The sequence below is a fragment of the Shewanella marina JCM 15074 genome, assembly GCF_000614975.1.
Lineage (GTDB): Bacteria > Pseudomonadota > Gammaproteobacteria > Enterobacterales > Shewanellaceae > Shewanella > Shewanella marina.
Map to the genome: position 1 here is coordinate 48,962 of NZ_BALM01000018.1, position 24,287 is coordinate 73,248.

Here is a 24,287-nt window from a genome sequence, read left to right on the forward strand (position 1 = left end):
CTCACATCATCTAACTCCATTTGTTCCCTATAAAATAATATGACGTTTGAACTAACTTTTGAATTAGCCGCACTTTTATTTGCAGTCGCTATGTTAGCGGGCTTTATTGATGCTATTGCTGGTGGTGGTGGTTTATTAACGATTCCTGCTTTGATGTGGGCAGGTTTGTCCCCTGCAACAGCGCTTGCAACCAATAAATTACAGGCTTGTGGTGGTAGTTTTTTTGCAAGTTTTTATTTTATTCGTAAAGGCCTGGTGAAATTAAAGGATCTTAAATTAGCAATTGCGTGTGCCTTTGTTGGCTCTGCGTTAGGCACGATTGCAGTGCAGCAGATTAATGCTGAAATTTTGCGTGGTATCTTGCCGATACTGATGTTGGTTATTGGTGGCTACTTTTTATTTTCAAAAAATATGTCAGATGATGATCGTCAGCAACTATTAACGCCAACTGTGTTTGCTTTTACCGCTGCATTAGGTGTTGGCGTGTATGATGGTTTCTTTGGACCGGGCACAGGCAGTTTTTTCGCTTTAGCATTTGTCTCATTAGCGGGTTTTGGTTTAGCGAAAGCCACTGCGCATGCCAAAGTACTGAATTTTTCCACCAATATCTCATCACTAATTTTCTTTGCTCTAGGCGGTAAAGTCGTTTGGGTGTTAGGGGGCTTGATGCTAGTTGGGCAAGCGATTGGCGCAACTTTAGGCTCAAAAGTGGTGGTGAGTAAGGGGACTAAGGTGATTAAGCCTTTGGTTGTGACTATGTCGATTATGATGAGCGCCAAGTTATTATTTGATTATTTTGGTTAAATAGTCTTCATGCATTAGCTGCAAGATTTTGTTTTATAGTTGTTTGCTTCATACTATGGCGAAGACTTAAGACGAGAACTTGCTGTTAATGCGCATTTTACACACTTCAGATTGGCATCTGGGTCAATCATTCTTTGGTAAGAGCCGAAGAGCCGAGCATCAAGCTTTTTTAGATTGGTTAATTGAGATTATTGCTAAGCAACAAATCGATTTACTGATTGTGGCTGGTGATATTTTTGATACAGGTACACCTCCTAGCTATGCTCGCACCTTGTATAACCAATTCATTGTGGCATTACAGCACGTTAATTGTCGGTTAGTTATTGTTGCAGGTAATCACGACTCAGTTGCAACACTAAATGAATCAGAGTCATTGCTCGCGTGTCTAAATACTCATGTAGTTGCAGCAGCATCGGATAACCTTGATAAACAAGTATTTTGCGTTGATGATCGCACGGGTAAGGCGGGGGCGGTAATTTGCGCGGTGCCTTTTTTACGACCAAGAGATATGGTGCTAAGTGAAGCTGGGCAGAGCGAGCAACAAAAGCAGCAGCGTTTAGGTGATGCCATCGCGACTCATTATCAAACCTTGTTTGAACAGGCACAAACGTTAGCAGCTCAATATTCTCCAGCCTTGCCTATTATCATGACAGGCCATTTAACGACAGTGGGCGCATCAACATCAGACTCAGTGCGTGATATCTATATTGGTAGCTTAGATGCGTTTAATGCTCATCATTTTCCTGCAGCAGATTATATCGCGCTAGGTCATATCCATCGGATGCAAAAAGTCGCTAAAACAGAACATATCCGTTATAGCGGTTCACCTATTCCGTTGAGTTTTGATGAATTAAAGCAGCAGAAGCAACTGATGTTGGTTGAGTTTGATGCAGCTCAAACCGTAATTAGTGAAATCGAAATCCCAACTTTTCAACCTCTGTATTATATCAAAGGCGATTTAGCCTCTATTAAGACTGAACTTGATAATATCGACATAAGCGGTGAGCAAACCATCTGGCTGAGTGTACAAGTGCAAGCCCAAGATTATCTCACTGACTTGCAGCAACGAATTATACAGTTAATTGATGATAGGCCCATTGAAGTGTTGCAGTTGACGCGGCAACGTAACTCGCAAACTAAAGCGATTGAACAACAACATAAAGAAACGCTTGCGGAACTTGATGTGCAGCAGGTATTTGATCGACGTCTCGCCAGTGAGCATTTTGAAGGAGAGCCAGAGCAGCAACGTTTAGGGCGGTTGCAACAACTATTCAGTCAAGTCGTCAATGATGTACAAAGCAAGGAGGCAGAATGAAAATTTTATCGGTTCGTTTAAAGAATATTAACTCTTTGCAAGGTGAGTGGAAGATTGATTTTACCACTGGTCAATTTGAACAAAATGGCTTATTCGCAATTACTGGCCCAACCGGTGCTGGTAAAACCAGTATTTTAGATGCTATCTGTTTGGCGCTTTATCATCGTACACCACGATTAAGCAATATCTCTAAAACCAGTAACGAGTTAATGACTCGTGGCCAAGCAGATTGTGTTGCAGAGGTTGAATTTGAAGTCAAAGGCGTGGCTTATCGTGCCTATTGGAGTCAGCGACGTTCTCGCGGTAAGAGCGATGGTAATTTACAAGATGCACAGGTTGAACTTGCCAAAGTAAATGATGGTGAAATATTAGCATCACAAGTTAAAAGCAAAGCGCAGTTAATTGAGCAAATAACAGGTTTAGACTTCGATAGGTTCACCAAGTCGATGATGCTATCACAAGGGCAGTTTGCTGCATTTTTAAATGCTGACGCCAGTGAACGTGCTGAATTGCTAGAGCAACTGACTGGGACTGAAATTTATGGCTTAATTTCAACCCGTGTGTTTGAAGTAAATAAAGAAGCGCAAGAGCAATTGCAGCGACTGCAGCAGCAAAATGCTGGCTTTGATCTGTTAACCGATGAGCAGTTGCAACAGATAGAAACGCAAACTGTTGAGATTAATCAACAACTTTCTGAGCATAAACAGCAAAAGCAACAACTCGAATTACAGCAACATTGGTGGCAGCAATTTCAAAAATGGCAAACGTCCAAAGCGCAAATTGAAGTTGAACAACAACAATTAACTGAACGCCAACATGTTCATCAGGCTGAGTTAGACCAGATTGCATTAAGTGAGCCTGCAGAACAATTACGATCAGCATATGAGCGTTTACAAGAAGAGCAGGCACAAGCGACCAAGTTGCAGCAGCAGTTACAGCAACAACAAACGACAATAAATGCTCATAATGAGCAATTAAGTCAGCAAACATCAGCTTTACAACAAGCACAAGTTGATGTTGAACAAGCAGAGCTCGATGATGCCAATTTAAAGGTAACGGCTAAAAAAGTCGCACCATTAGATACTCAAATTAAGCAATATCTCCAGCAAGGTGAAACATTAACGTTAACGGGTAATAAACTTAAAAAATCACAGTTAGCGGCGCAAGCAGAGCACCAGTCATTACAGCAGCAATTAGTTGAATTAAGTACTAAGCGACAATCAGCAGAGTTAACCGTGACTGATTTTGCATTAGGTGAGGTACTTACGGCTGAATTAAGTGGCTGGAAGCAAGCATTTGTTTTTATGCAGTCAGAGCAACAACAGTTAATCCAAGAGCAAACAAAAAACCAGCAACTGTTAGTGACTCAACAAAATCTACAAGCTGAACAGACACAGATATTGCAGCAAGTGAGCAATGCGGAACATATTTTTGTTATTGAACGAGATAAGTTTGAGCAATTACAGCAACAACAGCAGCAGCTATTGGGTGAGCATACACAGGGGCAACTACAGCAACAATTGCAGCAAATACAGCATAGCGAACAACAGCGTTATGAGTTAAGCCAGCAACATAAATATTATGCTGAATTCCAACAACAACTAAGTCAGCTTAACCAAAGCTTGAATCAACATCAGCAAACGTTAGCGCAATTTGGTGAGCAACGACAACAATTGCTGACGCAATACAAATCGATAAAACCATTGCTCGACAAGCAGAAGATTATTGTTGAACAACAAAGCCAAATTATGGACTTGGCCCTGCTGCGTGCGCAACTGCAAGCGGATCAAGCTTGTCCATTATGTGGCTCAACCTCGCATCCATTGGTGACACAATACTCAGATTTAGACCAATCTGTAGCACAACTTGAGTTAGCTGACTTGGAGATGCAAGTTGCTCAAATTACCGATCAAGGTAAAGCTGCTAAATTACAATGTGAAAATGAACAGACTTATATCGATGATTTAGTCTCTCGAATTGATGCTGTTGATAAGCAATGTCAGGAGCTGATATTGCATTGGCAGCAAACTTGCCAAACATTAGCGGTTAAGCTGGATATTGATGATAATGCCGCTTTACAACAATATTTGGACCAAAATAATCAAATTAAGCAATCATTAGTGCAGCAGCTTGATTCTGTGAATGAAATTACGCAGCAATTATTAGTCGTAGAGCGCCAACAATATCAGCAAACCGAGCAGATCCAACAGATAAAATATAAGGCAAGTACCATCGAAGCTAACTTGCTGCAATTAGTGCAGCAATTGAGTGAGTGCAGCTCTGTTATTGAGAGGATTTGTGACCAACAACAACAACAATTACTGCATTATCAAACGATAATGCAAAGCCACGGTTTAACCTTACCTAATGTGGATAAGTTATTGCCGTGGTTAGCGCAATTAGAAACCAAATTACTGGCATGGCAGCAGGCAAAACAATTATTAGCCACAACCGAGCCGCAATTGACCCAGTTACAAGCCGATCAGAAACATTGTGAGCTACGACTTGATGAGTTGCAGCAGTTTTTTGTTGAACATCAACAGCAAGTCCTCGAATTACAGACTTTGCAACAGCAAGCTCAAGATGAGAGACATGCTCTATTTGCCGATAAAGTAGTTGATACTGAACTAGAGGCCAGTCAACAGAGATTGATTGCACGTCGCCAGCAACAGATAGAAATAGAGCGTCGTGTTAATCAAATCACTGCCGAATTGGCACAGTTACAAGGTGCATTGAATCATATTAATAGTTCAATAGCCGAACAAGGTCAGTTAATTGAGCGGTTACTAACAACATGGCTGCAAGCGATAGAAGATAGCCCATTTAGTGATGAACAAGCTTTTAAAGCTGCCTTATTAGATGAAGCAGTAAAACATCAGCTATTAGCGTTAAAACAATCATTACAACAGCAGCAACAAGCGTTAGAGACTAAGCTTGCGATGGTTGATAATGAATTAACACAATTACGCGCTGATAAACACAGCGAGCTATACCAGCAGTCTTCATTGACTCAAGTGATGGCTCAATTGCAGCAGCTTGAAACGATTGCAACAGATTTAACGGTTAAGCGTACTCAATTGGAGGAGCGTTTTAAGTTGGATCTACAATATAGGCAACAGCAGTTAACGTTATTGACTCAAATTGAGCAAGCCCAACAACACTATGATGATACCAGTTATCTTAATAGCTTAATTGGTGCTAAAAGTGGCGATAAGTTCCGTAAATTTGCTCAAGGATTGACCTTGGAGCATTTAGTCTTCTTAGCCAATAATCAGTTGGCAAGATTACATGGCCGTTACCAGTTGGCACGTAAGGACTCTGATAATTTAGCGTTAGAGGTATTGGATCTTTGGCAAGCTGATGCGGTGCGCGATACTAAAACGTTATCCGGTGGGGAGAGCTTCTTGGTGAGCTTGGCGTTAGCGTTAGCGCTGTCTGATTTGGTGAGTCATAAAACCAGCATTGATTCGCTATTTTTAGACGAAGGTTTTGGCACTTTAGATAGTGAAACATTAGATATGGCATTAGATGCCTTAGACAATTTACATGCTACAGGTAAAACCATTGGTGTGATTAGCCACATTGAGGCGATGAAGGAACGTATTCCTAATCAAATTAAAGTGACTAAGATGAATGGTCTTGGTATGAGTAAGTTAGATAATCAATTTGTTTATACTCAAACAAGCTGAAATGACTATTTTTAGACGCACTCAAGCAAGTTCAATTCTAAGCGCATCTATTCAGGAATCGCATTCCCTTTAAATAGATATAACAAAGAAATGGGCTTGCTGAAGGCATTCTTTGATGCAGGTTAACCTGTTTTATACTGGTTATTGATTTTAAACCATTAACTGTAATCAATACCTTGTCAAGAGCAGGTTAAATTACCACTGAGTTATTCAACTTAAGTCGTTTAGGGATATACACCTACATAGATCAATAGAGCACGAGTTATTTGTTAAATCATAATATTAGTGCTTTTTCATCCTTTAATTTTTTGGTATAACGTGACGTCTGCAGCATATTGTTCTGAATTTTTTCATTCATAAAGTTGTATTTATCATTAATTGTGTTAAAGGGTGAATAAAAAATTGCAATTTGGTAAAACCAAGTGGTTAAAAATGTCGCAGTTGCGTTATCAAGAGCTAACCGCCAAACAAAAAAAGCTGCTAATGATTGGTGGGTGTGTTGTTGGCATCGCGCTATTGTGGCCTCGTCAAGATTTTGAATTAGATAAGCGTATTCCTGTTGCGATTGACTTATCTCATCTTACTGCTCCCGCAGCGGATCCCTTACCGCAATCGTTAACCATGAATGCTGGCCCCAGTTTTGATCAAATCGTTGAGAATGGCGACACATTAAGTAAGTTATTTGCTGAAGCTGGTGTTGATCAACAGACGATGTATAAGGTCTTAGAAGCTGATTTAAATGTGTTAGTGCTAGATACCCTTATGCCGGGTAATCGCATTGAATTTTGGGTTAACGATCAAGGTCAGCTTAATAAACTTAAATTACGTTTTAGCGCCGCTAAACAGGCTATTTTCACTCGAGCAAGTGATGGTAGTTACGACGTTAAAATTCAAGAAATCAAAGGTATCTGGCAACAACATGTTGTCACTGGAGATATTCATGGCTCATTTTACCTGTCAGCTGAAAAGGCGGGGTTGTCAGCTGCGCAAATACAACATATTGAATCATTATTAAAAGAGAAGATTAATTTTAGTCGCGACTTACGTGCGGGTGATAAATTCTCTGTGGTGCTTTCAAAGCAATATGTTGAAGGTGAAGCAACCGGTGAAAGTCATATTTTAGGCATTGAAATTGCTTCTGGTAAGCAAGTATATAGTGCCTATCGATTTACTGATGGTAATTTTTATGATGAACATGGACACAGCCTAACTCGGGCTTTCCAACGTTTACCATTGGCTCATATGTACCGTATTAGCTCTAAGTTTAACCCACATCGATTACATCCTGTGACCGGCAAAATTGCTCCTCATAATGGGGTTGATTTTGCTGTGCCAATTGGGACTCAAGTATTGGCTACTGGTGATGGTATTGTTTCTTTAGTGGTACCGCATCATAAATATGCCGGTACTTATGTGGTGATTAATAACGGTGGCAAGTATCGAACTCGTTTCTTACATTTATCAAAGATATTAGTTAAGAAAGGGCAACATGTTAGCCGTGGTCAAGTGATTGCGCTTTCAGGTAATACCGGCCGAACAACTGGTCCACATCTGCATTATGAGTTTTTGATTAATGGTCATCCAGTTAACCCTATGACTGCTAAAATCCCAATGGAAAATGGTTTAAACCATGCAGAGCGAACTCAATTTGCGCAATTGGTTAAGTCTCGAAAATTGATGATGACACTGAGTTAATGATTAACTCATACGAGTGTTAACCATAAAAACCGCCGCTTGGCGGTTTTTTATTGCATTCGTTGTGCTCTCTTAATGGCGCAGCGACAGGCTAATCCTTGTAGAGCAGGGCAATTTTTGCAAGGTTTAGCTCGACATGGTCGATTGATATTGCATTGTCCTTGCTGACAACTTTCTGCTTCGATCTCGGTTTGAGCCACCTTAATATCAATGGCATCAAGGTGGTAAAATTTATGCTGCTGTGGTTCTGATAATACTGCCGTTACTGGCTGCTGAACTATGTTCTTGGCTGTTATCAATGCCGAGTTATGTTCGACCATTTGCCGTTTCAAAAGTGCGAGTTTAGTTAGCTGTTTTTGAATTTTATATCGATATTTAAAGGTCTTTTTTAAGATCTTTAAAGGATTATCATATTTGGTAGGTAATAGGCTAAGTTTGTGCTGATACTTTTCCAGCTTATATTGGTATTTTGACTGCTTGATTGATAATTCTGTTAGGGTTGCCATCGTCATCACTAGCTCACTAAGAAGGCTTTAACGAGATTGTAAATGAAAATAATTATCAGTCAATGATATTTCTGTGTAATTTGTGGTGGCTCACAATTTACTTAATCCGTTTAACTCAGCTCAATAAGGATTATCGTTAATGCTGATGGCAGTGAGTAACAGTCTAAGATCAAATTCAAGTTGATGGTAATCCGGCTCCATATGACAACACAGTTTATAGAAAGACTTATTGTGATCTTTCTCTTTTAAATGGGCAATCTCATGCACAACAACCATACGCAGAAGTGGTTCTGGCACGCGTTTTAATCGAGCGGATATCCGAATTTCATTCTTGGTTTTGGTTTTAGCTCCCTGTACCTGAGGGCGATATGAGTGCAACCCAAGTGCTTGGTGCGTTAATGAAATCTTGTCATCAAAAATAACTTTTGAAAGTGGGGCCGCTTGCTTGAGATATTGTTGTTTTATCGCTTGGGTATATTGATACAGGGCTTTGTCAGTACCAAGTTGATGAATTTGCGGATAACGGCGTTTTAGTGTCGCTCCAAGTTTATTTTGCTCAATAAGTTGTAAAACTTGTTGTTTGATTGAGTCAGGGTAGTGATTTAAATAAGTTAACTGTGTCATATTGGCCTGTAAAAAAGCCAGAACAGTTTAGTTCTGGCTTTATCTCATTAAGTCTAATAATTATGTAATTGATATTAGGCTTTAGTGAAAATACATTTGTTTTGGAAAGCAAAAGCAACTTCAAAAGCATTTTGTTGGAATTTTTTCAGGTCTAAACCATCAAAATCAACTTGCGGTGGGTTGCGCTTATTCTGCTCTTTAACGCTAACAGGGCTCATTAGCGTAACTGGTAAGTCGCCTAACTGAATCGCAGCTTCTAATTTAAAGCTCGTCGCGCTACCTGCTAATTTACCTTTTTGCTCGCGCTCAATAATCACGATTTGATCTACGTGATAATCTTGCATTAATTTGTTGAACGCAAAATGGAATTCACGAATTGATTCAGTTTCTGCAGAATTTGATATTGCAAAAGACTGTTGGCGACAATCAGGCACATTAAATGTGTCCTTATCGTAATTAAGTAGACAAATAATGGCTTCGCCACCTTTTAATTCAACGCCACAAACTCTCATGATAAACCTTAATAAAATCGATAATGAGGCATTATACACGAAACCAATTTGAAGATGCGAGTGCTTGGCTAATGTTGTTATAAATTGCTTATACCAATTATATTAAGAAGGGGGCATTCAGCGGAAATTCAAGGCGCTGTAGACTCGGTCAGTATTTGTTCTTCGATAACGGCTCCTGCGTTACGCTACCTCCGATATCCATATCGTCGTGCAATACAGTCTGTTACCACATTCGTGTAGTCGTTAAAATGTTCAACGCAGTATGCAGAGCCTTGAAATCCGGCCTATTAGGCCTTTTTATTTCTTTATTGTATTGATTTTAAAGGAAAATAGCCGCTACTTCATCAATGCGCCTAGAACTGAAAAGGCAGATAAGCTCTAAATAGGTCATATCTTTAATCTAATTGGTATTGGATCTAGATTGGGATAAATGGCTTAAAGACGAAGGGGGAAGCTTTGGATGTTATAATCAAAAGTAACGCCGCAATGAATGCGGCGTTTATTGGTTACAAATTGAAGATTAATCTTCAGGTGTTTCTTGTAACTTAGATTGAGGTTTTCTACGCATTGGCGCATCACCAACATCAACACCAGTAATAAAGCGTCGGTCACGTTTCTTTTGTGGCGCAGCTGCTCCAGCAGTATTTGAACCTTTATTGGTCGCCTTTGCTTTATTCGCTTTAGGTTTTCTTAGGGTTTGCTTTGGCTTCTCTCTTAAGCCCTTAAACTTACCAACTAAACCTGCAACGGTTGAAAGCTCAAATGTTTTATGTAAGAAGCTTTGCACATTATTAAAGCTAACCCAATCTTTTGGACCAACTAATGAAATTGCATCACCTTTAGCGCCTGCACGACCAGTACGGCCGATACGATGCACATATTCTTCAGCAAACTTTGGCATGTCAAAGTTGATAACTAATGATACGTTTAATAGATCTAAACCACGTGATGCGACATCGGTAGTAACCAAAATTTGTTGTTGGCCACGGCTAAAGCTATCCATGATTTGATTTCGGGTGTTTTGTTTCAATTCACCACTAAGAGCAATTGCATTTAACCCTGTTTCTTTTAACTTACTTGCTAAACGGTCAGTATCTTGTCGAGTCGCAGTGAAGATAATAATCTGTTTATGCTGCTCTGCATTAAGTAAGTTAAGTAACAATGCTTCTTTATGATCTAAATGGTCGCATAGATAAAAAGATTGATTAATGTCTAAATGTTCACTGTGTGCTGAGCCAATTGCGATACGCTCAGGTTCTTTTAATAATTCAACCGCAAATTCGTTCACCTGTTGATTATCGAGAGTTGCTGAAAACATCAATGTCTGACGACGTTTGTGGTTAGCCGCGGTGTTGATTGCTTTAAGTTGCTCTGCAAAACCGAGATCTAACATACGATCCGCTTCATCTAGGATCAGTAGCTCTAGACCTTCTAAAAATAGATGGCGCTGCTGTAGATGATCTGCAAGTCGACCTGGGGTCGCCACAATAAAATGAGGATCTCTAGCTAATGCTTTAGCTTGGTCGTTAAAGTTTTCGCCGCCTAGAATACTGATTGCTTTATATTGAGTATTAGCAACAAGTAAACGTAATTGACTATATACTTGATTAGCGAGTTCGCGAGTAGGTAATAAAATCAAGACTCTTGGATCGCGTTTAGTTAATGCTTTAGTCGAGATCACTCTTTGCATGGCTGGCAATAAGAAAGCAAGTGTTTTACCAGAACCTGTTTTCGATGACGCCATCAAATCTTTACCCGTTAATGCTACAGGTATTGCTTGTTGTTGAATCTGCGTTGGGGTTTCAATACCCATATGACCAAGGCTTTGAAGCAGGCGCTTATCTAACGAAAAATCGGAAAATTGCAAAGGTGTACTCCTAAAAAATTTAAGCCGCGCATTATACCGCATATAGTGAGCTTGAGCTATGTGATTAATGATGATGAATGACTAATTTAAAAAAAATTATTTTAGTGTAAGCTTTTACCGCTAAACTGGAGTAAAAATAGCTTTAAAATACAAGTAACTGACTAACAATCAAGTGACTAATATATTTGGTGACTTATAAATGGTAATAAATTAAAACTATGACAAAAGTGGGTATCGCGCTAGGCAGTGGCGCAGCGAAAGGTTGGGCACATATAGGTGTATTAAAAGGGCTTGCAAAATTAGGAATATTTCCTGAGCAGGTCGCTGGATGTTCTATTGGCGCGTTAGTCGGCGCTGCTTATAGCCAAGGCCATCTTGAGGATCTAGAACTGTGGGTAAGTGGTTTTAGTAGCTGGGATGTATTAAGCCTGATGGATTTAAGCTGGCGTAAAGGCGGGTTAATTGGTGGTGAAAAAGTTTTTGATGTTTTAGAAAGTCATATTGGTGATCTCAACATTGAGGATATGAATCATCCGTTTGCTGCGGTAGCAACTGATCTTTATTCAGGTCAAGAAATTTGGTTTAAACAGGGGCATTTACGCCATGCAGTGCGGGCATCATGTTCAATGCCGGGTATTTTAGCGCCAGTTAAGCAAGGTGGACGTTGGTTAGTTGATGGCGCAGTGGTTAATCCAATCCCCGTTTCAGTCGCTCGAGCATTAGGTGCTGAAGTGGTTATTGCCGTCGATCTACATGGTCAACGTAAAGACCGAATGCAGGTATTACCTGTTGATATGGCTTGCAGTAATTTGTCTAAAGAAGAACAACTGCTAGCTAATGAACACCAAAAAACAGGCTTTATGGATTTATTAGCGCGTGGTAAAGGCTATATTTCTAATCTTTCAGATAAGTTTACGCCGAGTAATAAATCAGATCCGGGCATGTTAGCGGTCATGACCCAATCAATGGATATTTTACAGCAACGCCATAAACGCGCTCGTTTGATGGGTGATCCACCTGAAATTTGTATTACTCCAGATGTGTCTGATATTGGCACGATGGAATTTCATCGTGCAGCTGAAGCAATAGCAGCGGGTGAAAAAGCAGTTGATGAAGTGGCGCATCATTTAAAAGCGATAATTTAAGTCTTCTTCGCTAATAAGATTTCGTCATAATTTATCCCCATTATCTTGTTATGCAGGGTAGTGGGGAGTATCCTCTTTTTCGCAAAACTACTTCATTTCTCTTGTATCAATAATGGCAAAATAATTGAGAGTCATTTGCATTTTTACCCTGATTTTTAGCACTCAAAAATTGCTGCAATATCCCTTTTTTTGTGCGCGGTCAATAGCTGAAATAGATAATATTACTGTTATTCAACTGAATGGTTGCTTCTTATCTCACTTGTTTCAATCCTTGATCTAGATCAATGTTTTCAAATCAAGTTTGTAGCTTAATACGCAACATCTTGTGGTTATGTTCAGTTAGCGTACTATATCTAGTGTGACTAAACTAAGAACATTTGAAAGAGGTTTAGAATGCCAGTAGTGATCAAACGCGACGGTTGCCGCACAAAATTTGATGAAACAAGGATTAAAGACGCAGTTAATGCAGCAGCATTATCGGCAAGAATTAAGGATGAATCGTATGCAGCAACGGTAGCCGCGAATATCACTCAGTTAGTTAGTGGTGTAGAAGAAGTTGAGATCCACGACTTACAAAATATGGTTGAAAACCAGTTAATGGAAGGACCATATAAAACACTGGCAAGACACTATATCGAATATCGTCATGATCGTGATGTTCGACGTGAAGCAACAAGTCGTTTAAACCTTGAGATCCGTGGTTTAGTAGAGCAAAGCAATGCAGCTTTACTTAATGAAAATGCCAACAAAGATTCTAAAGTTATTCCGACTCAACGTGATTTACTTGCTGGTATTGTGGCTAAGCATTATGCAACTAATCACATTTTACCGAAAGATATCGTAAGTGCTCATGAAAATGGTGAAATCCATTTCCATGATTTAGATTACTCACCATTCTTCCCTATGTTTAACTGCATGCTAATTGATTTAGCCGGCATGTTAACTCACGGCTTTAAAATGGGTAATGCTGAAATTGAAACACCTAAATCAATTTCTACAGCCACTGCGGTAACTGCACAAATTATTGCGCAAGTCGCGAGCCATATTTATGGCGGTACTACGATTAACCGTATTGATGAAGTACTTGCGCCATTCGTACAGAAGAGTTACGACAAGCATTTAAAAATTGCGCAAACGTGGGAAATTGCCGATCCAAAAGCATTTGCTCAAGCGCAAACTGAAAAAGAGTGTCACGATGCATTCCAATCATTAGAGTACGAAGTAAACACACTTCATACTGCTAATGGCCAAACACCATTTGTGACTTTTGGTTTTGGTCTAGGTACGACTTGGGCTTCACGCTTAATTCAACAATCAATGTTGACTGTGCGTATGGCTGGTTTAGGTAAAAATCGCAAAACTGCAGTATTCCCTAAATTGGTATTTGCTATTCGTGATGGCGTGAACCATAAAGATGGTGATTGCAACTACGATATCAAAAAGTTAGCACTAAAGTGTGCAACTATGCGTATGTATCCAGATATTCTTAACTATGAACAAGTTGAGCGTGTTACGGGTTCATTTAAAACGCCAATGGGTTGCCGTAGCTTCTTAGGTACTTATGAAGAAAATGGTGAGCTTATCCACGAAGGTCGTAATAACCTTGGTGTAGTCAGCTTGAACTTGCCACGTATTGCGCTTGAAGCAAAAGGTGATGAAGCTGAGTTCTACCGTATTCTTGATTTACGTCTAGCAGTGGCTCGTCGTGCACTTGATACACGTATTGAACGCTTAAACGGTGTTAAAGCTCGCGTTGCTCCAATTCTATATATGGAAGGCGCTTGTGGTGTTCGTTTAGGCCCTGATGATGATATAGCACCTATTTTCAAAAATGGTCGTGCATCTATTTCATTAGGTTATATCGGTATTCATGAAACCATCAATGCACTGTATGGTAATGAAATCCACTTATTTGATAATGATACTTTACGCCAAAAAGCGGTTGAAATTGTGGCTTATTTGAAAGCTGCCACTGAGCGCTGGAAGCAAGAAACGGGCTATGGTTTCAGTTTGTATAGCACGCCAAGTGAAAGTTTATGTAGCCGTTTTGCTAAGCTAGATACCAAATCATTTGGTGTTATCAATGGTGTAACAGATAAAGGTTACTACACCAATAGTTTCCATTTAGATGTTGAGAAAAGTGTTAACCCATACGACAAATTAGATTTTGAACAGCCTTATCCTGAGTTAGCTAATGGTGGCTTCATCTGTTATGGCGAATATCCAAATATGCAACATAACATTGAAGCATTAGAGGATGTATGGGATTACAGCTATAGCCGCGTACCATATTACGGCACCAATACACCGATTGATGAATGCTATGACTGTGGCTTTACTGGTGAGTTTAGCTGTACGAGTAAAGGTTTTACTTGCCCAAGTTGCGGTAACCATGAGCCAAGTCGCGTATCTGTAATCCGCCGAGTATGTGGCTATTTAGGTAGCCCAGATGCAAGACCATTTAACCATGGTAAGCAAGAAGAAGTTAAACGTCGCGTTAAACATCTTTAAAATGAAAGAATAAGATTAAGGCGCCTTTATGGCGCCTTAATTATTGGAGTTACTATGAATTATCACCAATATTTTCCTGTGGACGTGGTTAATGGTCCCGGCACTCGTGCAACTCTATTTGTTGCGGGCTGTGAGCATCAATGCCGAGGTTGTTATAATCAAACAACATGGGATCCTCGTTCTGGTCATCTATTTGATGAGGCGATGGTCGAACGTATTATTGCCGATTTGAACGATAGTCGAATTAAGCATCGTGGTTTATCACTGTCTGGCGGCGATCCATTATTCCCAGCGAACCTTGATGCGATTCTCGCTCTAGTTAAGCGGGTTAAGGCTGAGTGCCTGGTAAAGATATTTGGTTATGGACAGGTTATACATTGACTCAATTATCAGAACTGCAACAACAAGTTATTGCGTATGTTGATGTTGTGGTCGATGGTAAGTTTGAGCAAGAGCTTGCTGATCCCAGTCTACGTTTTAGAGGCAGTGCTAACCAAGTCATCCATGTATTAACAGAAGATAAATAACTTGCTTGACGGAAAACGTGACTTTACCTAGCAAGTTGCTGTTATAATAGCGGCAATTAGGCAGAAATTAACGTTTTCAGTTAATTGTGCCATTGAACAAGGTAGAAGTAATGAATATTAAACAAGAATTGCAAGAGTTAAATGACAAAGCAGAACGTTTTCGCCGTAAATTAGCCGCTGCAGAAGAGCGCGGTGATGCGATTGTTATGAAACAATTTCAACGTGAAATAGCCACAGTCGTTAAACGTATTGCAAGTGTAAAAGGTCAACAAACTAAGCAATTAGGTAAGCAAGGTAGTGATGTGCGTGCATTACCATTTAAGCGTGAATTAACCAAAGCAGAACAAGCTGACATGGGTTCTCTAAAAAAATCTGTTCGTGGTTTAGTTGTAGTACACCCAATGACCGCACTTGGTCGTCAAATGGGTATTACTCAAGTAACCGGTTTTGCACCAAAAGCGTTTTAAGATTTTTGTGAGATAGTGAGCGCAAGCAAATTAATATAGTTAATTCAGCGGTAAGATATTGATGTTTAATGGTTACTTTATAAGTAAAGTAGCAATAATTTATATTTGCCGTTGCCTTAAGGTTATTTCATGTCGATAAAATTTATAGCATCTTCAAAATTACCCACTCCTTGGGGTGTGTTTACTATGCACGGTTTTGAAGATCTCGAAACAGGTAAAGAGCACGTCGCATTAACATTTGGTGAGTGGGACAGTTCACAGGCTGTATTAGGGCGTATTCATTCAGAATGCCTTACCGGAGATGCACTGTTTAGTTTACGTTGTGATTGTGGTTTCCAATTACAAACTGCTATGCAAAATGTTGCAGAAGCAGGGCAGGGTTTTATTTTATATTTACGTCAAGAAGGCCGTGGTATTGGCTTAATCAACAAAATTAGAGCTTATGAGTTACAAGATAATGGTGCTAATACTGTTGAGGCCAATGAACAACTAGGATTTGCTGCTGATATGCGTACTTACGGCATGATTGTTCCCATGCTGGAAAAAATTGGTGTGCATAGAGTACGTTTAATGACTAATAATCCACGTAAAGTAAATGCGATGCAGGATTGTGGTATTGAAGTGGTTGAACGAGTGCCATTACAAGTTGGTAAGAATCGTTATAACGAAGCTTATTTAAAAACCAAGTCAACTCAGCTTGGTCATATGATGTCTGAACATTTTTTTGTTGAGCCATTAGATCCAAATAAATAATAGCTTACACCATAGTAAAGCGACCTTTGTTGGTCGCTTTCAACATTGATGAGACAGAGTCGTGACCCAAAAAAATAATCCTTTACATGGCATTACACTTGAGACGTTAGTCACCGAATTAGTCGCCATTTATGGTTGGCATAAATTAGGTGAGAAAATCGATATTCGTTGTTTTACCCATGACCCAAGTGTAAAGTCTAGTTTAAAGTTTTTACGTAAAACCCCTTGGGCACGTGAAAAAGTTGAATACCTTTATTTAAAAACCAAAGGTTTTCAGTTACCTCAAGTTAAGCCTGATACTGTAGTCAAACCACGTGCAACGGCAACTAAGTCAAATGCAGCATCTACGACAGATGTTAAGCAAGTTAATGCACATATCTGGGGTAATAAAGCTGATTAGTATTGTCTTGTAATGGGCTAATTCGTGATAAAAAGAGCGTTTATAGTGATATAAACGCTCTTTTTGTTTTTATGGCAATTAATCAGTGGTGGCTTAATCTTTTAGATAATAGGTCAGCGTCGAAACAACCCGCACCTTTTTGATATATGGTGTATTACTGTCACGTGGACTAATACTGAATTGACCTTGGCTTGCCGTTTTGATTTTTCCTAATGAAGAATCAGAATCTTTGGCAAATTTTAACGCGACCTCTCGGGCGTTTTGGGTTGCAGCTTGAACCATTTGTGGTTTGATGTCATTTAAGCCGGTATAAAGGAATTCAGGTCTTGCACCATAGCTTTGGTTCGAGATAGCAATACCATCTTTAACCAATTGCACCATTTTATTCTGAGTCGCAAGTAGTAGGTCTACTTTACTGGTGTAGAGTGAAATAGTCACTTGGGCACTATAACGAAATTTGATATTACCTGAATCATAGCCTTGGGCTTGGCGATCGTCTATGGATGGCTGTGATATAGTGATATCACTATCAGTAAATCCTTGTTTGTGTAAGAACTTTACTATGATATCAGTTTTGGCTTGCATGCTCTTGTAAAGCGATGGTAAATCATTATCGACCTGATTAAATTGGATTGGCCAAATAGCAATATTGGCTTTAACCTCTTTCTCAGCTAGACCTTTTACGGTAACCGTGCGATCCATCGCTTTAATGTTAATAAGAGTACTGCTGATATTGTAACTGGCATAGCCAAGACCTAAACAGATAAAACCCCCTAAGAGTAGACCTGCTAACGTATTAGAACGCGGCATATTATCGTCCTTTATATAAAAGCAATAGCATACCTTAAAGCTGATTATTTCGCATAAAAAAAGCCGCAAAAGCGGCTTTTTCATTATCTAATGATCATTAGAACTTGTAGCTATACTGCATACCGTATAAGAATGCATTTGCACGAGTTGTACCCGTAATACTCGCAATTACAGTTTTCTCACCAATTTTCATATCTTCATAGACATGTACGTCTTCACCCATCAAGTAGGTCATACCAAAATCGATCACAGAGTGCTTGCTTAAGTGGTAACTTAAACCAGCAGAGAACCATTGACGGTCAGAATCTGGAATGGCAATTGACTGAACTTCATCTACAGCGCCCATATCATACATATAGCCTGCACGAGCGGTCCAAGTATCGTTGATAGTGTATGTACCACCAACAGAGAAGTGCCATGTGTCGCGCCAATTGTATTCTTTAATTGGTGATTCAAACCCATCAGCAGTCAATACGTCAAATTTACTCCAGTGGATATACTGTGCAGAGTAGCTAAGGGCAAATTTTGGGGTTAGCTGATGCCAACCTGAAAATTCAGCTAGTGAAGGTAAAGGTAAATGTAATGTGTCATCGATATTTGTTTGGCCGCGGAATGTAATGTCGCCATCAGCTTTAATGGTTGGGCTATAACGGTAGCTTAGACCAAAGTGGTTATTTTGGTCTAACTCAAACACAGTACCCACATGCCAACCTAAACCGTAACCTTCAGCCTCTACATCTAACGCTTTATTTTCTGGATATAATGGTTTAAAAGAACGCTTTAACTCGCCAGAACCGGAAATGATATCTAAGCCCGCACCAAAACTCCACTGTTCATTTAAACGGTATGACACACTACCTTGGAAGTTAATGCTGCGTACTTTAGTTAAACCACCGAAAACATCAGCGGCAAAATCATCTGGATATTCAGTAGTGGTACCAAAGTTGGAATAAACCCCCATACCTACTGCCCACTGATCATTTAATGGGTGTACCACAAAAATATTCGGTACAACACTCATACCGCCAATATCATTAACGGATAAATTGTCTTTACTATAAATTGGACCTAGAACTGGGATGTTATTTTGGTATTTTGCGTTTTTAAGAGTAACGTCAGTATCAATTAAAATTGCACCAACACTTATCGCTGTTGAATCAAAAAGAGCCATAGTGGCAGGGTTACGCGCCATAGATGATGCATTGTCAGCAATAACTGCGTCGCCAGCAAATGCACGGCCTAAACCTGTTGCAGATTGAGCGTTAAGTTGGAAACCGGCCGCCATAGCTTGGCCGCTGGCTAGGGTAATTGATAGTGCAAGTAATGTCTTGTTGAAGTGCTTCATAAATCTTCTTCTCTTATTGTATAAGGTCATTACTAAAAGACGTTGTAAAACAATCTATTTAGTGAACTCCTTTTATAGTTGAGCGCATCATAGGGGGGCGTTAGCTATGCTACAACTCCGACCAGCATGTGAATAATTCTATATGTTATCAGAATGTAAACTTTTATCATGTATTTATTTAGTATGATTTGTAATGACTAAATAAATAAAAACCATGCAAACACAAGTGCTTGCATGGTTTACTTAGTATTATGATAGGCTTTCTTAGACATTGTGACTAGCGCTTAATTAACTGATGTATCAAATTGTCACTAGTCGTTGTTTTGGCTTAAATTTTGTTCAAATTCAGCAAAGCTTTGATGAGATGCATTATCTGCTGGAGAAAGCTTACTCACGATAAATCCAGCTAACATGGCTAGAATAAAGCCCGGTACAATCTCGTAAATATCAAAAATTTGACCAGACATTTGCTTCCAGATTATAACGGTTGCAGCACCAACAATAATGGTCGCAATCGCTCCATTTTTACTGTAATTACTCCAAAATAGTGACAAAATCACCACTGGACCAAATGCTGCCCCAAATCCAGCCCATGCGTAACTGACTAAACCTAAAACACTGCTTTTAGGATCAAATGCAAATAATACAGCAATAATCGCAATAACGATAACGCCACAACGTCCCACTAACATAAGTTCTTGACTGCTTGCCTGTGGGCGCAACCATTTACGATACACATCTTCAGTAATAACGCTTGAACAGACTAACAGCTGTGAATCAATGGTGCTCATAATGGCTGATAAAATTGCAGCAATGAGGAAACCACCAATCCAAGGATTAAACGCAATTTTAGAAAGCTGAATAAATACGGTTTCGTGATTAGTCAGTGGCTCATCCATAAAGTAAACCGCACCAGCCAACCCAGTCGCCAATGCGCCTATTAATGCGAGAATCATCCAACTCATTGCGATGCGGCGTGATACCACCAGATGTTCAACTTTACCAATCGCCATAAAGCGCGACAAAATGTGTGGTTGACCAAAATAACCGAGTCCCCATGCCAGCAAAGAAATAATACCAATAAAGGTGGTTTCTTGACTGATGAGATCAAACATTTCAGGCTTTAATTGATCAAGGCTATTGCTATCAACTTGTGTGAAGATGGCAATGGGGACGACAAGTAATGCGATTAGCATTAAGCATCCTTGAAAGAAGTCGGTCCAGCTTACCGCAAAAAATCCACCGACAAAGGTGTATGTCACAATAATGACTGAACCAATGACTAAGGCGGTGGTGTATTCTAAACCGAATACTTGTTCAAATAAGATGGCACCACCCACCATGCCTGATGAAGCATAAAAGGTGAAAAAGATAATAATAGTGACCGCTGAAATGATTTTTAAGCTGCCGCTGTTATCTGCAAATCGTTTTTCAAAAAAGTCGGGTAGGGTGAGGGCGTTATCGGCAAGCTCCGTATAAATTCGTAATCGTTTAGCAATAATAAGCCAATTTAACCAGGCTCCGACCACTAAGCCAAAACCTATCCAAGCTTCACCTAATCCGCCTAAATATACTGCACCGGGTAAACCAAGTAATAACCAACCTGACATGTCGGAAGCTCCGACACTAAGGGCGGTTACTGCGGGTCCCATTTTTCGACCACCTAAAATATAGTCGTCTACAGTGTCTGTTGCTTTGTAAGCTATAAATCCTATGGCTATCATAAAAATCAGATAACCCACAAATGTGATTAGCACCGGTGTATCTATATTCATATTAAATTCTTTTCGATTCTTATTGGTGCTTGAATCGTAACAGGTTTGCAATATAAGTTACAAATTTGTTGGTTTGCTGGCGGGGTCTGAAAAGAGTTTGTCGTTTAAAGCTGCTGTTCTACCTACAGAAGCAGTTAGAACAGCATATTGTAGTTTTAAACTAGGCTAGATTTAATGACGGTAACAGCATCAGATAGTGCTTTATTGCTGTCTGAGACCATAACTATATAGTTATCCCCTTGTTCAAAAATAGTACCCGTTTGTTGATTGCTGGCAAATTGGCGGTCAATTTCCATTCTTTTTTCAGGAGGGACAATAAATAAGCTAACTTTGCCTAAGTCGGACTCCATCACTAAATGTAGGCTTTTAACCCCTTGAAAGTCACACTCTTTTGCATACACAATTCGACCTGGTTGTTGGCTAAAACGAGCGCCATTGCTGGTGATTGCAGCCAACTCTTTATTAAGTATGTCCATTTTAACATCTGCTTGGCTGGTCATGGCTACGGTTTCATGAGCGACATGAGCAAGCGCATGTTCAGAAAGATTAACTGGGCCTAAACTAAATAAACTATATGTCATTCCTGCTGTGAGTACGACTGATGCGGCTGCTGCATAGATAAAACGTTTATAGCTTTTAACGCGTTGATGCTGTTTTAATTGCTGATCGAGCAATAGCTTATCCGCTAATGAGGGCGGCGGAGTAATGTTTAATGCGTCTTCTAGTTTTAAATCAAACTGATTTAACTCATCAACTAATTGCTGCTTTTGCGGATCATTAGCTTTAGCGCTAACAAAATCATCATCGGCACATTTAGGGTCTGCATAAGCGATACGTCTGAACTTTAAATCATCCATTAGCTTGCCCTCGATTACTGTGTTCATTTTCTAAAGCGGATTTCAATTGATTACGTGCTCTAAAGAGTCTGGTCATAACGGTATTTCTGTTTAAATCTAATAATTCAGCGATCTCTTCACCACTAAAGCCACCAATGATCTGTAGCAGTAACGGTTCTCGGTATTCAAGCTCTAGCTTTCCAATTTGACGTCTTAATAGATATTGTTCAGTCAGTTGTTCACTACTGTGACTGGTTTTATCTGCGATGGTGTCTTGTTCTACATCACTATAATCAAATTGTTTACGTTCAAATCGACGTGCATTTTCTCGGCGTAAAATGGTAATAAGCCATGCTTTAGCAGCTTTATTATCTTTTAAGCTATCAAGTGCACGCCAAGCCCGTAAAAACGTTTCTTGGGTGATATCTTCAGCAATATGTTTATCACCACATAACCAATAGGCGTAGCGATATATATCACCATGAAGGGCTCTGACTAATGCGTCGTAACGGTTTTGTTTACTGTTCATGTCAGAATTGACCGAGGGATCTGGAATTTTATTTCGCACAGCTACCTAATTATTTTTATATGCTAATAATTAGGTAGCTTAAACGAGATTTAGTTGCTTGAAAAGTAGACTAAAGTTACGGATTGAGCGGTTGTAGTGTTGAGCCTTGTGTGCGTAATTTATTGTTTACATGATCATTAACGGCACTTATCAATGCATCAAAGTTTGCTGGAACTTGAGTTTTAGCATAAACCTGAGCTTGTAGCTCAGTGATAGCTTGTTCAAGTTGTGGTGATTGAGCGGCAATTTGCGCTAGCGACAGTTGCTCTTGATGTAACTGGCTTAGATATTGCTGTAATGCCATTAATGAAGCACCGACTTGTTGCTGCTTACATGCTTGTACCCAATTTTGTTTTAATTGATTTAGATCTTGTTGAGTTGCCACTGGTGCTGGAGTTGTTGGCGCTTGAGTTTGTTGGCGACAAGCTCTAATCCAAAGTGCTAGGGTCACTAACCACAGAATAGCAAACACTAAACTCACCCACGGCCAAATGCCATTTTCAACGATGACTGACTCATTGGTTTGTGGCTTGGTTACTGTTGGTGTTGCGACTTGTGGCGCACTCGGTGCTGTCACTTGTGGTATTAACGGTGCATCACCTTGTTTTACTGTGATAGTTTGCGCTGGTAGCGTTGCAAATTGCTGTTTATTCAGGTGCGGATTCCACCAAGGGACTTTTATTTCCGGTAGGGTATAGGTACCAGCTTTAGTCGGTACCATTGCAACGACCTGTGATAATTGAGCAATCACTTTTTGTTCACGAACAGCAGTTTGCCTTGTTGGTTTTTCTGGGTAATTTTTAATACCAGTAACAGCGGGAACGGTGATATCCGCTAGGCTTGCATCATCAGCATTTACCGCAGTTAAGGTAATAGTACGGGTGATTGGGTTACCAACTTGGTAATCACCTTTGTGATCCATTTTTTGTTGGATATGCAGCATATCAGCAACGAGCCATTGGCCTTTATAGTCGGCAGGTTGCGCTTTAACGTCTAGCTGCACTTGCGGGGCGATGGCTTGCACAGGTTTACTACTATTAAAGCCAAACATACCAAAATTTTGGTCGGTATCGGCGGCAATATCACCATTAAATGTAGCACCTTGAATATTAACTGTGCCTGCATGTTGTGGAATGATACCGTAAGTACGCTCAATTACTCGATAACGTTTGCCGTTAATTAATTCTATTTTGTCTAAGTCTTCGCCTAATTGCTGAATATCTGAATCGGTTAATAATGGTGCATTAATGACACCACGCAGCAGATCTTTACCTAGGTACAACTTAACTTTATAAGTTAATAGTTGTCCTACATAAGCATGATGGCTCGAAATGGTGGCTTTAAGAAATACTGCTTGTGTTTGTGCAGTCTTAGTGCCGGATTTGAGTACATCTAAGGTAATAGGTGTACTCAAATCCCCGGCAATATTAAATGCCGGAATAACTAACTTACCCTGATGTTTGGGTAGGAGTAATACCTGCCAGTTAGTTTCTTTAGTGCTACTAAAGTTAACCACTTGGGTACTGCGACTAATGCTGGTACGGCCGACAATAAAGTTTTGATCTAATACACTTGGATCAAACGCATTATTGGCGACATCGGCATTCACACTGACGGTAAGTACTACCGAATCACCCATTGTAATGGGGTTTTGATCAACGGATGCTTGGACTTGGGTTTGAGCAAATACCTGAGTGGGTAATAGCAGCAATAGTCCAACTAATATAAAAAATGATCTTTTTACCATTGTTGTTCATCTCTTACTGTTTGGCCTTGTTGAAGCCGTTTTTGATATTCAAGTTGCATTTTATTACGCAGCAACACCTGTGGATCATCCGTGACGATTCGTAATAAGCGCTTAGATTCTTCCGATAAAGGTTTCGCATTTGCAGGTGCAATCTGATTCGTTTGTGCCAGCGCATTTGCTGCTTTACTCGCATCATTTTTTACCGCTTGAGCTTGTGAGGCTTGAGCTTGCTGCGCAGATTGTTGCTGTGAGTCAGTTTGCTTGGTATCAGCCTGCATACTGGCTTCATTATTTATCGGTTGTTGCTTATCTTGACTAGATTGACCTTGTTGCTGGTCTTGAGCAGATTGGCCTTGTTGCTGGTCTTGTCCAGATTGACCTTGTTGCTGGT

General features: G+C 39.8%; 19 protein-coding genes and 2 pseudogenes. 10 read left to right on the top strand and 11 right to left on the bottom strand.

All coding sequences use genetic code 11. The annotated features are described in order from the left end of the window. Nucleotides 1-39: 39 nt before the first annotated feature. The 4 genes from JCM15074_RS13770 to mepM all read left to right on the top strand — a co-directional run bounded on the left by JCM15074_RS13770 (nt 40) and on the right by mepM (nt 7,503). Nucleotides 40-804 carry a TSUP family transporter gene (locus JCM15074_RS13770; RefSeq protein ID WP_025821722.1) on the top strand — a complete coding sequence of 255 codons (765 nt, stop codon included), beginning with the start codon at nt 40-42 and terminating at the stop codon, nt 802-804. 88 nt (nt 805-892) lie between these two features. Next, on the top strand, nt 893-2,119 hold the full coding sequence (gene sbcD / locus JCM15074_RS13775) for an exonuclease subunit SbcD (RefSeq protein WP_025821723.1): 1,227 nt from the start codon (nt 893-895) through the stop codon (nt 2,117-2,119). Next, the gene (locus JCM15074_RS13780; RefSeq protein WP_025821724.1) at nt 2,116-5,808 is read left to right on the top strand and encodes an AAA family ATPase; all 3,693 of its coding nucleotides are present in this window, start codon (nt 2,116-2,118) and stop codon (nt 5,806-5,808) included. The genes sbcD and JCM15074_RS13780 overlap by 4 nt, the downstream gene beginning before the upstream one ends. A gap of 402 nt (nt 5,809-6,210) precedes the next feature. Then, nucleotides 6,211-7,503: a murein DD-endopeptidase MepM gene (gene mepM, locus JCM15074_RS13785; protein ID WP_025821725.1), complete on the top strand. Its 1,293-nt coding sequence runs from the start codon at nt 6,211-6,213 to the stop codon at nt 7,501-7,503. Between the two features lie 50 nt (nt 7,504-7,553). Here mepM and JCM15074_RS13790 read toward each other — a convergent pair whose 3' ends face one another. From JCM15074_RS13790 to JCM15074_RS13805, 4 genes are all read right to left on the bottom strand, one after another. Beyond that, complete coding sequence (locus JCM15074_RS13790) at nt 7,554-8,015, bottom strand: hypothetical protein (protein WP_025821726.1); 462 nt, start codon at nt 8,013-8,015, stop codon at nt 7,554-7,556. 114 nt (nt 8,016-8,129) lie between these two features. Beyond that, nucleotides 8,130-8,633 carry a M48 metallopeptidase family protein gene (locus JCM15074_RS13795; protein WP_025821727.1) on the bottom strand — a complete coding sequence of 168 codons (504 nt, stop codon included), beginning with the start codon at nt 8,631-8,633 and terminating at the stop codon, nt 8,130-8,132. Nucleotides 8,634-8,707: 74 nt separating this feature from the next. Continuing rightward, nucleotides 8,708-9,145 carry a DUF3010 family protein gene (locus JCM15074_RS13800; protein WP_025821728.1) on the bottom strand — a complete coding sequence of 146 codons (438 nt, stop codon included), beginning with the start codon at nt 9,143-9,145 and terminating at the stop codon, nt 8,708-8,710. Between the two features lie 520 nt (nt 9,146-9,665). After that, entirely contained in the window at nt 9,666-11,012 is a 1,347-nt protein-coding gene (locus tag JCM15074_RS13805) for a DEAD/DEAH box helicase (protein WP_025821729.1), read from the bottom strand. A gap of 218 nt (nt 11,013-11,230) precedes the next feature. On the opposite strand from JCM15074_RS13805, the gene rssA reads away from it, so the two are divergent. The 6 genes and pseudogenes from rssA (at nt 11,231) to JCM15074_RS13835 (ending at nt 16,815) form a co-directional block, all read left to right on the top strand. Next, nucleotides 11,231-12,157, top strand: coding sequence for a patatin-like phospholipase RssA (gene rssA, locus JCM15074_RS13810; protein WP_025821730.1), 927 nt, complete (start codon nt 11,231-11,233; stop codon nt 12,155-12,157). Nucleotides 12,158-12,550: 393 nt separating this feature from the next. Further along, nucleotides 12,551-14,668, top strand: coding sequence for an anaerobic ribonucleoside-triphosphate reductase (nrdD, locus tag JCM15074_RS13815; RefSeq protein ID WP_025821731.1), 2,118 nt, complete (start codon nt 12,551-12,553; stop codon nt 14,666-14,668). Between the two features lie 54 nt (nt 14,669-14,722). Then, nucleotides 14,723-15,195: pseudogene (gene nrdG, locus JCM15074_RS22230) on the top strand (anaerobic ribonucleoside-triphosphate reductase-activating protein). Between the two features lie 110 nt (nt 15,196-15,305). Beyond that, complete coding sequence (locus tag JCM15074_RS13825) at nt 15,306-15,662, top strand: YibL family ribosome-associated protein (RefSeq protein WP_025821732.1); 357 nt, start codon at nt 15,306-15,308, stop codon at nt 15,660-15,662. Nucleotides 15,663-15,791: 129 nt separating this feature from the next. Further along, on the top strand, nt 15,792-16,415 hold the full coding sequence (gene ribA / locus JCM15074_RS13830; protein WP_025821733.1) for a GTP cyclohydrolase II: 624 nt from the start codon (nt 15,792-15,794) through the stop codon (nt 16,413-16,415). A gap of 61 nt (nt 16,416-16,476) precedes the next feature. Continuing rightward, the gene (locus JCM15074_RS13835; protein ID WP_025821734.1) at nt 16,477-16,815 is read left to right on the top strand and encodes a VF530 family protein; all 339 of its coding nucleotides are present in this window, start codon (nt 16,477-16,479) and stop codon (nt 16,813-16,815) included. Nucleotides 16,816-16,908: 93 nt separating this feature from the next. On the opposite strand, the gene JCM15074_RS13840 is transcribed toward JCM15074_RS13835, so the two are convergent. The 7 genes and pseudogenes from JCM15074_RS13840 to JCM15074_RS24360 form a co-directional block, all read right to left on the bottom strand. Beyond that, entirely contained in the window at nt 16,909-17,625 is a 717-nt protein-coding gene (locus tag JCM15074_RS13840) for an SIMPL domain-containing protein (RefSeq protein ID WP_025821735.1), read from the bottom strand. Nucleotides 17,626-17,722: 97 nt separating this feature from the next. Then, the gene (locus JCM15074_RS13845) at nt 17,723-18,970 is read right to left on the bottom strand and encodes an OmpP1/FadL family transporter (protein WP_148300801.1); all 1,248 of its coding nucleotides are present in this window, start codon (nt 18,968-18,970) and stop codon (nt 17,723-17,725) included. 311 nt (nt 18,971-19,281) lie between these two features. After that, nucleotides 19,282-20,745 carry a sodium/proline symporter PutP gene (gene putP, locus JCM15074_RS13850; protein WP_025821737.1) on the bottom strand — a complete coding sequence of 488 codons (1,464 nt, stop codon included), beginning with the start codon at nt 20,743-20,745 and terminating at the stop codon, nt 19,282-19,284. 155 nt (nt 20,746-20,900) lie between these two features. Then, entirely contained in the window at nt 20,901-21,602 is a 702-nt protein-coding gene (locus JCM15074_RS13855) for a DUF3379 family protein (protein WP_025821738.1), read from the bottom strand. Beyond that, nucleotides 21,595-22,110, bottom strand: coding sequence for a sigma-70 family RNA polymerase sigma factor (locus JCM15074_RS13860; RefSeq protein ID WP_051536902.1), 516 nt, complete (start codon nt 22,108-22,110; stop codon nt 21,595-21,597). The genes JCM15074_RS13855 and JCM15074_RS13860 overlap by 8 nt, the downstream gene beginning before the upstream one ends. Nucleotides 22,111-22,225: 115 nt before the next feature. After that, nucleotides 22,226-23,896, bottom strand: coding sequence for a BatD family protein (locus tag JCM15074_RS13865; protein ID WP_025821740.1), 1,671 nt, complete (start codon nt 23,894-23,896; stop codon nt 22,226-22,228). Next, nucleotides 23,890-24,287, bottom strand: a pseudogene (locus JCM15074_RS24360) (hypothetical protein); the annotation flags it as partial. The pseudogene JCM15074_RS24360 and the gene JCM15074_RS13865, both read right to left, overlap by 7 nt.

Coding starts and splice junctions, on each gene's coding strand:
- JCM15074_RS13770 (WP_025821722.1), top strand. CDS start 40: ATGACGTTTGAACTAACTTTTGAATTAGCCGCACTTTTATTTGCAGTC.
- sbcD (WP_025821723.1), top strand. CDS start 893: ATGCGCATTTTACACACTTCAGATTGGCATCTGGGTCAATCATTCTTT.
- JCM15074_RS13780 (WP_025821724.1), top strand. CDS start 2,116: ATGAAAATTTTATCGGTTCGTTTAAAGAATATTAACTCTTTGCAAGGT.
- JCM15074_RS13790 (WP_025821726.1), bottom strand. CDS start 8,015: ATGACGATGGCAACCCTAACAGAATTATCAATCAAGCAGTCAAAATAC.
- JCM15074_RS13795 (WP_025821727.1), bottom strand. CDS start 8,633: ATGACACAGTTAACTTATTTAAATCACTACCCTGACTCAATCAAACAA.
- JCM15074_RS13800 (WP_025821728.1), bottom strand. CDS start 9,145: ATGAGAGTTTGTGGCGTTGAATTAAAAGGTGGCGAAGCCATTATTTGT.
- rssA (WP_025821730.1), top strand. CDS start 11,231: ATGACAAAAGTGGGTATCGCGCTAGGCAGTGGCGCAGCGAAAGGTTGG.
- nrdD (WP_025821731.1), top strand. CDS start 12,551: ATGCCAGTAGTGATCAAACGCGACGGTTGCCGCACAAAATTTGATGAA.
- JCM15074_RS13825 (WP_025821732.1), top strand. CDS start 15,306: ATGAATATTAAACAAGAATTGCAAGAGTTAAATGACAAAGCAGAACGT.
- ribA (WP_025821733.1), top strand. CDS start 15,792: ATGTCGATAAAATTTATAGCATCTTCAAAATTACCCACTCCTTGGGGT.
- JCM15074_RS13840 (WP_025821735.1), bottom strand. CDS start 17,625: ATGCCGCGTTCTAATACGTTAGCAGGTCTACTCTTAGGGGGTTTTATC.
- JCM15074_RS13845 (WP_148300801.1), bottom strand. CDS start 18,970: ATGAAGCACTTCAACAAGACATTACTTGCACTATCAATTACCCTAGCC.
- putP (WP_025821737.1), bottom strand. CDS start 20,745: ATGAATATAGATACACCGGTGCTAATCACATTTGTGGGTTATCTGATT.
- JCM15074_RS13855 (WP_025821738.1), bottom strand. CDS start 21,602: ATGGATGATTTAAAGTTCAGACGTATCGCTTATGCAGACCCTAAATGT.
- JCM15074_RS13860 (WP_051536902.1), bottom strand. CDS start 22,110: ATGAACAGTAAACAAAACCGTTACGACGCATTAGTCAGAGCCCTTCAT.
- JCM15074_RS13865 (WP_025821740.1), bottom strand. CDS start 23,896: ATGGTAAAAAGATCATTTTTTATATTAGTTGGACTATTGCTGCTATTA.